Origin of the sequence: Herbiconiux sp. 11R-BC (genome assembly GCF_049472555.1) — a bacterium.
In the GTDB taxonomy this organism is placed as follows: Bacteria; Actinomycetota; Actinomycetes; order Actinomycetales; family Microbacteriaceae; genus Herbiconiux.
Window position 1 is genome coordinate 638,579 of sequence record NZ_JBCEBO010000002.1, and the last position, 11,699, is coordinate 650,277.

Below are 11,699 nucleotides of genomic sequence, written 5' to 3' on the forward strand. Positions count from 1 at the left end.
GGTCGGCGGTGCCCGCGCGGATTAGGGTCGAGACATGGGCGCTGCGCGCATCGACGACGAGGGGCGGATGCGTCGCGCCCTCGCCGCCGTGGCGCAGGAGCCGGAGGCGCGGGCGGTCTTCGACGAGGGCTTCCGGGCCGGCGGGGGAGCGGGGAGTCCGCTCGCCGCGCTGCAGGCCGCCGTGAGCCGCGCCGACGATCCGGCACTCGCCCGCGCGGAGCAGCGGCGGTGGGCCGCGCTCGAGGCTGCGGCCTTCGCCCGGCCGGGCGCGGGGGCCGACGAGAGCGCCGCCGATCGCGCGATCGCGGAGTACCGCCTCGAGGCCGACAACCGGGCGCGTGCCACGCGGGCTCTCGCGGCTGGACTTGCCGCGCTCGACCGTCGGCTCGCGGAGGTGGAGAGCGCAGGATCAGCGGCTGCCTCGCGATCTGCGGGTCCTGCTGGGCCGGTGCTGGCGGCCGGGCCCGGGGTTTCCGCAGGATCAGGTGCCGCTGTCGGGTGGGGTGCCGCATCTGTCCGCACCGTCGGCAGTGCCCCCGCCGGCTTCGAGCAGATGCACGTGGTGCCCGAGGGTGCCGTCGAAGACTCGGCCGGCACCGGCACCCCCACCGCCGGCACCGCCGAGCCCGCGGTGCCCACGCGCCGCCGCCGGGTCGCGATCGCCGGCGCCTCCCTCGCCGGTGCGGCAGCCGTCGTGCTGATCGCGGGGTTCGCCTCGGGGTGGCTGGGTGGAGGCGCCGGAACCGCGGCGCTCGGTGGCGACGGCACCGACGCATCCGGCGCACCCGCGGTGGTCTCGACTCCGGTCGCTGCCGGCGCCGGAGCGACGCCCGACCCCGGCGCGCACCTGCCGCAGTGGCGCATGGAGCTGACGAGCCCGCTCGGCGAGCGCACGGAGCCCGACACCTGGTTCATCGGGGAGCAGGGCGAGGCCGACGTGCTCAGTGCGCACGGGCTCGAACTCTTCACGCGCGGCGGCAACGCGGTCGTCCCCGAGACCAGCCGGCACGTGGCGCGGCCCGAGACCGGGCTCGACTTCTGGGTGGCGCGCACCACCGGCGGCGACGTGTGCCTGCTCATGACCAACCAGACCGTGTCGGCCGCGGCCTACGCCTGCATGCCCACCCAGACCTTCCGCGATGCGGGCTCGATCACCCTGCGAGGGGTGACGACGTCGCTCGGCGTCGGCAACGCCACCTGGAACGGCGGCAGCCTCGTGCTCCAGCAGGCGACCCGCTGACGAACGCCGAGGACGCAGGGCCCCGAAGTCGCGGCGTCGCTGCGGTAGCGGTGGCGGCAGCTCAGTGACTCAGTGACTCGCGTCAGCGCGTCAGCCAGATCGCGTCGGGCGCCGAGATGCCGACAGGCTCCCCGGCATCCGGCACCACCGTGAGCGCCGAGGCGGTGCGCTCGACCCGCAGCAAGGTGCCCGGCCCGATGCCCTGCTCGCCCAGCGTGCGGAGCAGCGAGGGCTCGCGGTCGCTGATGCGCACCACCCGACCCTCGTGGCCGGCCGGAGCTTCGGCGAGCAGCACCGCGGCGAACGCGGGCACCTCGCCGGCGGCCGAGGGGATGGGGTCGCCGTGGGGGTCTTGCGCGGGCCGCCCGAGCCGGGCGTCGATCGCGTCGAGCAGGCGGTCGCTGATCGAGTGCTCGAGCACCTCGGCCTCGTCGTGCACCTCGTCCCACTCGTAGCCCATCTCGCGCACGAGCCAGGTCTCGATCAGCCGGTGGCGGCGCACCACGCCGATCGCGCGCATCCGGCCCTCGGTGGTGAGGGTGAGCGGGCCGTAGGGCACGTGGCTGAGGAGCCCGGCGGCCGCGAGCTTCTTCACCATCTCGGTGACCGACGACGGGGCCACGCCGAGCCGGCCGGCGAGCACCGAGGGCGAGATCGGGTCGGGCTGCCACTCGGTGTGCGCGTAGATGGCCTTGAGGTAGTTCTCGGTGGCCGTCTCCTGCCCGGCGGCCCGGTTCTCGGCGGCGGTTGCGGTGGGAGACATGGTGGGTCAAGCCTACGCGAGCAGCCCCGCCGAGCCCATGGCGTGCTCGACCTCGAACACGATCGCCACGCGCAGCGGGTTCTCGCGCGGCGGCCGGTAGCGCTGGGAGTAGCGGGCCACGGCGTCGGCCACGAGAGGCGCCTCCTCCTCGATGTGCGCCGTTCCGCTCAGCGTGAGCCAGCGTGCGCCCTCGAACTGGCACACGCTCACCCGGCCGTCGCGGCGCACGTTGAGCACCTTCTGGCTGGGGCCGTTCGTGATGATGCGCACGACCAGCGGGCCCGCGCCCACCTCCACCGTGAACCCCACGGGCACGACGTGTGGCGCTCCCTCGGCGGTGAGCGTCGACAGGGTGGCGAGGTGCCGGTCGGTCACGAACTCGACGCCGGCCGGCGAGAGGATGCCCGGTGCGAGCGGATGCGTCATGCCGCCAACACTACGACTCGCGGCTCGCGATCGTCGGCCGTCGCCTGCGCAACGGCGGAGAATCGAGGGGTTCGAGTGCAATACGTCGACGAGCCCCCCGATTTTCCTCCGTTATGGGCGGCCGGGGGTCTGTCGCGGCATCGATGGCGTGCTAATTTTTAGGCGTGCCTAAAAATGTGCTCGGCGAACGGGCGGCATCCGCCCCGCTGGCGGCGGCGCGCCCGCGCTGGTGGCAGTCGCTGGCCCTGTTCGGGCCGGCCTTCGTGGCCTCGATCGCCTACGTCGACCCCGGCAACGTGGCCGCCAACCTCACCTCGGGCGCCCAGTACGGCTACCTGCTCGTCTGGGTGCTCGTGCTCGCCAATGGCATGGCGGTGCTCATCCAGTACCAGTCGGCGAAGCTCGGCATCGTCACCGGCCGCACGCTGCCCGAGCACGTCGGCTCCCGCGCCCGGCCGTGGACGCGCCGCGCCTACTGGCTGCAGGCCGAGCTCGTGGCCGCTGCCACCGACATCGCCGAGGTCATCGGCGGTGCGCTCGCGCTCAACCTGCTCTTCGGGCTCCCCCTCGTGCTGGGCGGCCTCGTCGTCGGCCTCGTCTCGATGGGGCTCCTGCTCGTGCAGTCCGCCCGCCGGCAGCGCAGCTTCGAGTTCGTGATCATGGCCTTCCTGGCCGTGATCGCCGTGGGCTTCCTCGCCGGGGTGTTCGTCTCGCAGGTGGACTGGCTCGCCGCCGCCGACGGCCTCGTGCCCCGTTTCGAGGGAACGCCCACGGTGCTCCTCGCCGCGAGCATGCTCGGTGCCACCGTCATGCCGCACGCCATCTACCTGCATTCGGCGCTCGCGCGCGACCGGCACCACGCCGCCTTCGCCGCCCACGCCGAGAAGACCGACTTCACGCGGCCGGCGACGGATGCCGCGGCGCCGCAGGTGAAGGCGGTGCACGCCGGCCCGGCTGTCGCAGCGGGCCCGGGTGCCGCGGGACAGGACGCCGGGAACCCGGATTCACCGGACCCGGATGCCGTGGACCCGGATGCCACGGGCCCGGCCCGCATCCCCGGCCCCGAGCATCCGCGAGCCCGCACCCACGGCGCCTCGCCCGACCGACTGCGCGCCCTGCTCCGCGCCACCCGCGCCGACGTGGTGGTGGCGCTCGTGCTCGCCGGAGCCGTCAACATCGCCATGCTGCTGCTCGCCGCCTCGAGCCTGCGCGGAGTCGACGGCACCGACACCATCCCGGGCGCCTACGCCGCCATCCAGTCGGCCCTCGGCCCTGTGATCGCCACGATCTTCGCCGTCGGCCTGCTCGCCTCGGGCCTCGCCTCCACCTCGGTCGGCGCCTACGCCGGCTCGGTCATCATGAAGGGGCTGCTCCGCATCCGGGTGCCGCTGCTGGCCCGCCGCATCGTCACGCTCATCCCGGCGCTCGCCGTGCTCGCCGCGGGGATCGACCCGACCTGGGCCCTCGTGCTCAGCCAGGTGCTTCTGAGTGTGGGCATCCCGTTCGCGCTCATCCCGCTCATCCGGCTCACCGGCGATCGCGCGCTGATGGGCGAGTACGCCGACCGGATGCCGGTGCGCATCCTGGCTTGGACCGTCGTCGCCCTGATCGTGGCCCTGAACGGCGTGCTGATCGTTCTGGCTATCGGGGGAGCGGGGTAGCGAACGACCGGGAGGTGTCGCCGAGCACGACGCTCGCCCGGGTCTCGCGGCCTTCGGGCAGGATGCGGCCGGTGAACCGGCCCGAGGCCGCCTGTTCGAGCTCGCCGCGCATCCACTCGACCACGGCGGCGAGTTCCGGCTCGTCGAGCGCGGGGCCGTCGTCGAGCAGCATCACGTCGACGCCGCGGCGGCGGGCGGCCATCACGGCCCGGGTGAGCGGCTCCCGGGCCAGGCGCCCGCCGCGGTAGTGGTCGCGCAGGAGCCCTTCGAGCACCGCGCACTCGCGGGCCTCGGTGGGCGTCAGCGGCTCGCCGCTCGCGAGGCGGTCGAGCATCGGGCCCACGATGCCCTCGAGGTGCCGGGCGCGTTCGGTGAGCTCCGCGCGGGAGGCGGCCTGGTAGGCCTCGTCATGGCGGGCGGCGAGCTCGGCGCTGCGCTGAGCACGGGTGCGCCGGCGCAGGCGGGTGAGGGCGGCATCCGCCGCGAGCCCCACCCCCATGATGACCGCCGGCCGCACGATCGCCGCCGCCACCTCGGTCGCGCCGTACCCGAACACCCGCACCGCGGCGAGGGTGACGGCCGACATCAGCACGAACCCCACGATCGCCGCAGTGCGGCGGCCGCGCAGCACGAGCGCCGCGAGCACGAAGGCGCAGCCGTAGAGATACCAGGCGTCCCAGTAGTCGAGGCTCGACCGGCTCGACGGCAGGAAGATCGTGGCCGGGGTCGCCACGACGAGCGCCACCACCACGGCGGTGCGCCAGCGGCTCGGGCGGCGCAGATCGCGCCAGCCCACGAGTGCGGTGGCCGCCGCGAGTCCGAGCAAGGCGACCAGCGAGGTCCACGAACCGGAGGAGCGCTCGAAGGCCGTGAACGCCATCACGGCCTGCGCGACCAGGAACGCCAGCACCGCCCAGCGCATGGCGAGCAGCAGAGGACGGCCGGCCTGGCCGTCGGGGGTGTTCTCGAGAACCGGTCCGAGCGCCAGCTCGGTGTGCGGCGGTCGCGGAGCCTCGAAGGGGTTTCCCGACGGCTGCTCGGCCCACTCCAGCGTCACCACTGTTCCGCGCCCCGGCGCCGATCGCACGCCCGCCGAGCCGCCGGGCACCCCGTTCACCCGGGCCAGGATGCTCGTGGCGACCCCCATGCGATCGGGCGCCACGGCCACGGGGTCGAATCCGCGGCCGGTGTCGCGCACCTCGATGCGGAGGGCGCCGTCGGCGCCGGTCACCGTGACCGAGCGGAGGGCTTCCGGGCCGGCGTGCCGCCGTGCGTTCACGAGCGCCTGGCGCACGGCGCCGGCGAGGGCGTGGCCGGCTTCGACGTCGATGCCGGCGGGGGGCCAGGAGACGCGGCCGGCGCCACGGGCGGGGCGCGAGGCGATGACGAGCCGCGCGCCCGCATCCGTCTCGGCCACGATCTGACGCAGCTGGTGCAGATAGGCGTCGACCGGGATCCGTTCGCCGGCTGCCCGGTTCACGGCGACGGCGCGGGGCATCACTCCGTCTGCGGCGGCCGGGCTGCCCGGGCGTGCCGCGACGCCGTTGGGATGCGGGGCGAGAGCGGCCGCGCCGCCGTTCCGCTCCGCCGTTCCGGCCAGATCGTGGATCTCCTGCCGTGCTCCGGCGGCCTGGACGGCCACCGCCCCGCGCAGGGCGTCGTCGTCGTGCGAGGCGAAGAGCAGGGTGGCGAGGATCTCGTCGTGCACGAGCGCCTCGGTCTTCACCCGGGCCTCCCGCCGGGCGCGCTCCGCGGCCAGCGTCGACGCGGCCGCTCCGGCGGCGGCCACGGCCCGGTCGAGCTCGGCGCCGGCCGCCACCAGAGCCGTGCTCAGCAAGCAGGCGACCATCGCCGCCACCATCGTCTGCACGTCGTTGACGATCGCGTTCGGCAGATCGTCGTGCACGAGGATGCGCAGCAGCTGCACCGAGACCCCGATGACGCCGAGCACGATCCAGCCGCCGCGTGCCCCCCACGCCACCACGGCCGCGACCACGACGACGCCCGAGGTGGTGAGCATCCACGGCAGTTGTGCGACGGGTGGAACCGCGATGCCGCCGAGGCCGGGCGGCACCACGACGAGCAGCAGGAGCACGGCCAGCGCGCCCAGTTGCGCCAGGACCGCTGCGAGGCTCAGCCGGCGCAGGGCGCGCAGGCCGCAGCCGGGGCAGAGGATCGCCACGACGACCGGGAAGACGAACACCGCCAGGAGCAGGATGCGGTACCAACCCGGCAGCGGAAGAGCGTTCGGCTGCACCACCACCGTGAAGGCGCTGAGTACGACGAGCGCGGAGACGCCGCCCGAGACGGCGGTGAGCAGGCGCACCACCCCGAGCTCGGATTGCACGCCCGCGGGGCGCGGCGTCGGCGAGTGCGCCGGGTCAGCGGATGCCGGGGTGGAACCGGCCGGGTCAGGCATCCGTCGGCAAGGGGAGGTAGCCGTCTTCGACCCCGCGCCGGTAGAGCTCGACCTTGCTGTTCGCGGGCCGGCCGAGCAGGCGGTACACCGTGCGGATGCGGCGGATGTGGTCGTCGACGGTGTTCTCGCTGATGCGGAGCTCGGTCGCCACGGTCTTCGCGCCGACTCCGGAGGCGTAGAGCGCGAGCACTTCGCGCTCCCGAGCGGTGAGCGGGGCGGTGCGCAGATCGGGGTCGGAGTCGAGCGCGGCCGCCCACTCCGTGGTCACCACCACCTCGCCGCGCGCGGCGCTCGCGATGGCGTCGAGCACCTCGCTGGCGGGAGCCGACTTGCGCACGATGCCCAGGGTCTCCGAGCGCGACACCTCGCGGATGAGGAACGGGTTCTCGCCCGAGGTGAGGGTGAGCACGTTCATCCCGCGCGCCCGTAATGCGGCGACGTTCTCGGAGGGCTGCGAGCCGTCGCGCAGGTTGAGGTCGAGCACCACGAGCTCGGGCCGGGTGCGTCCGTCGAGCAGCGCGGGCACCGAAGCGGCGTAGCCGGCGAACTCGAGTTCGGCGTGCGTCTGGATCAGGGCTCCGATCGCGAGGGAGACGACCTCGTGGTCATCGACGATCGCGACTCGCGTGCCCAGTTCGATCCCCCCGAATCACTCGCCTGCGGATGCGGACGCTGTCGACACTACCGTCTCGCCGTGCCGCGACTGCTCCGCGCCCCACGCCCCCTTCGGGGGGTGCGGAGCCCTCATTCCGCGAGGAAAGCGGCGATCTGCGCGGGCCAGCCAGAGATCTCGTCGCGGCTGTGCGCGACCTGGAACCGCGCATCCGGGATCAGCTCCGCCAGGCGCTCGCCGGTCGAGACCGGATGCCCGGGGTCGCCGGCCCAGCTCAGCACCAGCACCGGCAGGCGGAGCCGGGCGATGGCCTCGGGGTCGGGTAGGTCGGACGGCGCCACGCCCCGCAGCACCGAAGGCAGCAGCGACTCCGGGATGCTCGGCTCGATCGGCGGCTCGCCGCGCAGCAGCGGGGGAGTCGCCGCCTCGCGCAGCGTCGCGGCCATCGGCGCGAGCCCGTTCTGCTCGATCGCGTCGGCGAGGGCTCGGTAGCCGGCCGCCTGGCCGGCCCGGGTCTCCCAGGCCGTGGGCGGAGCCGTGAGCACGAGGTGGGAGAACCGGCCCGGCTCGTGGACGGCGGCGTGCAGCAGCGTGGCCGTTCCCATCGAGGTGCCGATGCCGGCGGCCGGCGCGCCGGGCGACCAGACGTCGAGAAGGGCCAGGAGGTCGGCGGCGAGTTCGGTGAAGGCGTATTCCTCCGGCACCGGATGCCCGCTCGACCGGCCGTGCCCGCGCGCGTCGTAGCGCACCAGTCGGCGGGTGGCCGCCACGGGTTGCAGGTCGAGCAGCCCGCCCGGGCCGGCGAGCGAGTCGTGGTCGTGGCTGAGGGCGTGGGCGTAGACCGCGAGCGGGCCCGCGCCCTCGTCGGTGAACGCGAAGCCGGCGCCGCGCGCGCCGACGACGGCGAGTTGGTCTGGTGTGGTCACAAGGGTCTCTCTTTCCTCCGCAGCTCGACGCTACGACGAGCCCCAGACATCCGGTGCGCGCCGAGCGCCGCGTCGCTACTCGTTGTTCACGAACGGCCTCTACTGTTCCCTCATGCCCCTCATCGATAACGCGGTCTACGTGGCCGGCCGCCGCTCCCACGACCCGAAGAGTCTCGACGAGACCTATGAGCTCATGCGCGAGAACGACGGCATGGCCTGGATCGGCCTCTACCGGCCCGACGCCGAGGAGATCCGCTCGGTCGAGACCGAGTTCGGCCTGCATCACCTCGCCATCGAGGATGCGCTGATCGGCCATCAGCGGGCCAAGCTCGAGCGCTACGGCGAGACCCTCTTCGTGGTGCTGCGGCCGGCCCGCTACCTCGACCGCGAGGAGCAGGTGGAGTTCGGCGAGGTGCACGTCTTCATCGGGCCGGGATTCGTGGTGACCATCCGCCACGCGGAATCGCCGAACCTCGCCGCCGTGCGCCATCGGCTCGAGGCGAACCCCGATCTGCTCGCCCTCGGCCCGGAAGCGGTGCTCTACGCGATCGTCGACGAGGTGGTCGACGAGTACGGCCCGGTGCTCGCGGGCCTCGAGAACGACATCGACGAGATCGAGAAGCAGCTGTTCGGCGGCGACCCCGATGTGTCACGCCGCATCTACGACCTGCTCGGCGAGGTGATGGAGTTCCAGCGGGCGGTGCATCCGCTCACCGCCATGCTCGAGGCGCTGCTGCGCGGCTCCGAGAAGTACAAGGTCGACCTCGAGGTGCAGCGGGGGCTCCGGGACGTGCTCGACCACGTTCTGCAGATCGTGAGCCGCTCGGATGCGTTCCGGGCCACCCTGCAGAACGCGCTCACCGTGCACTCCACGCTGGCCACGCAGCAGCAGAACGAGGAGATGCGGCGCATCTCCGAAGCGAGCCTGAAGCTCGCCGAGGACACCCGCAAGCTCTCGGAGACGAGCCTGCAGCAGGGCGACGAGGTGAAGAAGATCTCCTCCTGGGCGGCCATCTTCTTCGCCCCGTCGATCATCGCCGCGATCTACGGCATGAACTTCACGAACATGCCCGAGCTGCACTGGGAGTTCGGCTACCCGCTGGCCCTCCTCGCCATGATCGTCGTGGCGTTCGTGCTCTACCGGGTGTTCAAGCGGAACCACTGGCTGTAGCGGCGGGCGCGCCCGTCCCGGGCGCCGGAGCCACGCCCGTCTCCGGCTCCGGCTCGAGGCTGCCGGGCGAGGGCGTCATCGTGGCGCGGTTGCGGAAGTGCCCCACCGACATCAGCACCACGCCGAGCGCGATCCAGCCCGCGAGCACGAGCCAGGGCTCCAGCGTCGACGCGTCGGGGAAGTAGGAGAGGTCGCGCAGCAGGGTGGCGCCGGCTCCCGGGGGGAAGAACTGCCCGATGGCGCCCCAGGGTGCGGGCAGGAACTGCCAGGGCTGGCTCGCGCCCGAGATCGGGTTGCCGACGAGCAGCGAGAGCACGGCGCCCACGGCGATGCCGCGCGGGCCGAGCACCGAGGTCAAGCCCACGATGAAGGCGCTGATGCCGAGCACCGCGGCGGCCACCGCGACCACGTTGAGCAGGGCCGGGCCCTGCAGGATGCCGAACCAGGCCTGGCTGATCGCCACCACCACGACGCCCGCGGCCAGCCCGTAGAGCACCACCGCGGTGAGCCGGCGCCACACGCCCACCACGAGCAGGCTCACGGCGACGCCGCCGATCATGCCGCCGATGACGAGCGGGAACGAGAGCGTCGTGAATCCCGCGCCACGGGGGTCGGTGGCGGCCAGCGGCACCACATCGGTCACCGCGATCACGGGCACGGCGTCGGCCGCGACCCCCTGCGCCTGCAGTTGCTGCGAGAACGAGCTCTGCAGCTGCGCGGCGAGGCCGGTGAAGAGCTGGCTCACCACGACCCCGTTGGCCGAGGCGGTGAGCACTTCGGGAACCGGGCTGTCGGCCACGACCGCGCCGAAGGCATCCCGCCGCTGGACGGCGGCCACCGCGTCGTCGCGCGTGGCGACCCGCGTGATGTCGAACTGGGCGCTCGCGTTCTGCTCGAGCTGGGCGGCGATCGTGTCGGCCGTGGTGCTCGTGCCGCTCACGACGAGGGGCACGGCGTGCACGGTGGAGGTCACCGCGGGCCAGGAGAAGGCGAGCACGAACACGCCCACGATGAGCGAGGCGCCGATGCCGATCAGGGCGACACGGCTCCATCTGGTGTGCGGTCTGTTCACGCGTGATCCTCCATCAAAAACGAATACTCGTTCTTTATGATGGGATGCGCTACAGTCCTTGTCAAGAACGAATATTCGTTTTGAAGGTGGAAGATGCCGAAAGTCACTGAGGACCACAAGGCCGAGCGCCGGCGCCAGATCGCGAACGCGGCCCTGCGCTGCTTCGCGCGCAAGGGCTTCGAGGGCACGTCGATGGCCGACATCATCGCCGAGTCCGGCCTCTCGGCAGGGGCCATCTACCTGCACTACAAGAACAAGCAGGATCTCGTGGGGCACGTCGTCACCGACGTCCTGCGAGGCCGCAGCCGTGACCTGATCGGGCTGTCGGCGCTCGACCCGCTGCCGCGCCCGGCCGAGGTGGTGCAGAGCTTCGTGCTCGGCATGACGCGCGAGCTCGGGGGCGCGGGCATCCTCGTGCAGGTGTGGTCGATCGCGGCGCGCGAACCGCAGCTGGCGCACCTCATCACGGAGGTCATCGTCGAGCTGCGTTCGCTCTTCTCCGCCTACTTCTCGGCCTGGTTCCGGCAGGCCGGGCTCCCGGATGCGGCGGCCGAGCGGCGCGGCGAGGCGATCGTGCCCGTCGTGCTGGGCATCTGCCAGGGCTACGTGCTGCAGTCGGCGATCGTGCCGGCGTTCGATGCCGAGCAGTACCTGGCGTCCGTGGCGCTCCTCGACTTCGCCGCCGTGCCGGCGTTCGCGCCACCGGCAGGCCCCGCGTAGGGTTGCTGCGTGCCAGACGAGACCGCGATCCCCGAGTCGGGCGCGAGCCCGGGCGCGGATGCGAACCCCAGCGTCGAACTGAGCACGGGCGGGGTGGGCCCGTGGCCGGGCGAGCATCCCGACGACCCGCGCTACGACCCCGAGCTGCTCGAGCGCGGCGACACCCGCAACGTGATCGACCGCTACCGCTACTGGCGGATGGACGCGATCGTGGCCGACCTCGACGAGCACCGGCATCCGTTCCACGTGGCCATCGAGAACTGGCAGCACGACATGAACATCGGCTCGATCGTGCGCAGCGCCAACGCCTTCGCGGCCGACACCGTGCACATCATCGGCCGCAAGCGCTGGAACAAGCGCGGCGCGATGGTGACCGACCGCTACCAGCACGTGCAGAACCATCCGGATGTCGCCGCCTTCGTCGCGTTCGCGCGCGAGGCGGGGCTGCCGGTCATCGCGATCGACAACGTGCCGGGCAGCGTCATCATCGAGACTTTTGCGTTCCCCGCGCGGTGCGTGCTGCTGTTCGGGCAGGAGGGCCCGGGCCTCTCGCCCGAGGCGCTCGCGGCGGCGGATGCGGTGGTCGAGATCTCGCAGTTCGGCTCCACCCGCTCGATCAACGCGAGCGCGGCGGCGGCCGTGGCGATGCACGCCTGGGTGCTACAGCACGTGCGCTTCTGAGGGCTCC

Annotated in this window: 11 protein-coding genes; 5 read left to right on the forward strand and 6 right to left on the reverse strand. The window is 72.9% G+C overall.

The features are described 5' to 3' along the window. The first annotated feature begins 34 nt into the window (after positions 1–34). Positions 35–1,240: a hypothetical protein gene (locus VD659_RS08010; protein ID WP_423260587.1), complete on the forward strand. Its 1,206-nt coding sequence runs from the start codon at positions 35–37 to the stop codon at positions 1,238–1,240. Positions 1,241–1,322: 82 nt separating this feature from the next. On the opposite strand, the gene VD659_RS08015 is transcribed toward VD659_RS08010, so the two are convergent. Both VD659_RS08015 and VD659_RS08020 read right to left on the reverse strand, forming a co-directional pair. Beyond that, positions 1,323–2,003: a metal-dependent transcriptional regulator gene (locus VD659_RS08015; RefSeq protein ID WP_423260588.1), complete on the reverse strand. Its 681-nt coding sequence runs from the start codon at positions 2,001–2,003 to the stop codon at positions 1,323–1,325. Between the two features lie 12 nt (positions 2,004–2,015). Continuing rightward, positions 2,016–2,429 (reverse strand): pyridoxamine 5'-phosphate oxidase family protein, encoded by a 414-nt coding sequence (locus tag VD659_RS08020; protein ID WP_423260589.1) that lies wholly within the window; start codon positions 2,427–2,429, stop codon positions 2,016–2,018. Between the two features lie 164 nt (positions 2,430–2,593). Between VD659_RS08020 and VD659_RS08025 the strand changes: the two genes are divergently transcribed. Then, on the forward strand, positions 2,594–4,090 hold the full coding sequence (locus VD659_RS08025; RefSeq protein WP_423260590.1) for an Nramp family divalent metal transporter: 1,497 nt from the start codon (positions 2,594–2,596) through the stop codon (positions 4,088–4,090). Here the strand turns inward: VD659_RS08025 and VD659_RS08030 are convergent. The 3 genes from VD659_RS08030 to VD659_RS08040 all read right to left on the reverse strand — a co-directional run bounded on the left by VD659_RS08030 (position 4,071) and on the right by VD659_RS08040 (position 8,048). Beyond that, complete coding sequence (locus VD659_RS08030; RefSeq protein ID WP_423260591.1) at positions 4,071–6,509, reverse strand: sensor histidine kinase; 2,439 nt, start codon at positions 6,507–6,509, stop codon at positions 4,071–4,073. The genes VD659_RS08025 and VD659_RS08030 overlap by 20 nt on opposite strands. Then, a complete protein-coding gene (locus tag VD659_RS08035; RefSeq protein WP_423260592.1) occupies positions 6,502–7,035 on the reverse strand; it encodes a LuxR C-terminal-related transcriptional regulator in 534 nt (177 codons plus the stop codon). Before VD659_RS08035 ends, VD659_RS08030 begins: the two co-directional genes overlap by 8 nt. Before the next feature lie 218 nt (positions 7,036–7,253). Beyond that, the gene (locus tag VD659_RS08040; protein WP_423260593.1) at positions 7,254–8,048 is read right to left on the reverse strand and encodes an alpha/beta fold hydrolase; all 795 of its coding nucleotides are present in this window, start codon (positions 8,046–8,048) and stop codon (positions 7,254–7,256) included. Positions 8,049–8,160: 112 nt separating this feature from the next. Here VD659_RS08040 and VD659_RS08045 point away from each other — a divergent pair, with 112 nt between their 5' ends. Next, the gene (locus tag VD659_RS08045; RefSeq protein ID WP_423260594.1) at positions 8,161–9,219 is read left to right on the forward strand and encodes a magnesium and cobalt transport protein CorA; all 1,059 of its coding nucleotides are present in this window, start codon (positions 8,161–8,163) and stop codon (positions 9,217–9,219) included. Here VD659_RS08045 and VD659_RS08050 read toward each other — a convergent pair. After that, a complete protein-coding gene (locus tag VD659_RS08050) occupies positions 9,197–10,291 on the reverse strand; it encodes a hypothetical protein (RefSeq protein WP_423260595.1) in 1,095 nt (364 codons plus the stop codon). The genes VD659_RS08045 and VD659_RS08050 overlap by 23 nt on opposite strands. Positions 10,292–10,384: 93 nt before the next feature. Between VD659_RS08050 and VD659_RS08055 the strand changes: the two genes are divergently transcribed. Next, positions 10,385–11,011 (forward strand): TetR/AcrR family transcriptional regulator, encoded by a 627-nt coding sequence (locus tag VD659_RS08055; RefSeq protein ID WP_423260596.1) that lies wholly within the window; start codon positions 10,385–10,387, stop codon positions 11,009–11,011. Between the two features lie 78 nt (positions 11,012–11,089). Beyond that, positions 11,090–11,692 (forward strand): TrmH family RNA methyltransferase, encoded by a 603-nt coding sequence (locus VD659_RS08060; protein WP_423260696.1) that lies wholly within the window; start codon positions 11,090–11,092, stop codon positions 11,690–11,692. The last annotated feature ends 7 nt before the right edge of the window (positions 11,693–11,699 follow it).

Excerpts from the sequence above, each read along its gene's own strand:
- VD659_RS08055 (WP_423260596.1), top strand. The coding sequence starts at position 10,385 with ATGCCGAAAGTCACTGAGGACCACAAGGCCGAGCGCCGGCGCCAGATC.
- VD659_RS08010 (WP_423260587.1), top strand. The coding sequence starts at position 35 with ATGGGCGCTGCGCGCATCGACGACGAGGGGCGGATGCGTCGCGCCCTC.
- VD659_RS08020 (WP_423260589.1), bottom strand. The coding sequence starts at position 2,429 with ATGACGCATCCGCTCGCACCGGGCATCCTCTCGCCGGCCGGCGTCGAG.
- VD659_RS08030 (WP_423260591.1), bottom strand. The coding sequence starts at position 6,509 with ATGCCTGACCCGGCCGGTTCCACCCCGGCATCCGCTGACCCGGCGCAC.
- VD659_RS08045 (WP_423260594.1), top strand. The coding sequence starts at position 8,161 with ATGCCCCTCATCGATAACGCGGTCTACGTGGCCGGCCGCCGCTCCCAC.
- VD659_RS08015 (WP_423260588.1), bottom strand. The coding sequence starts at position 2,003 with ATGTCTCCCACCGCAACCGCCGCCGAGAACCGGGCCGCCGGGCAGGAG.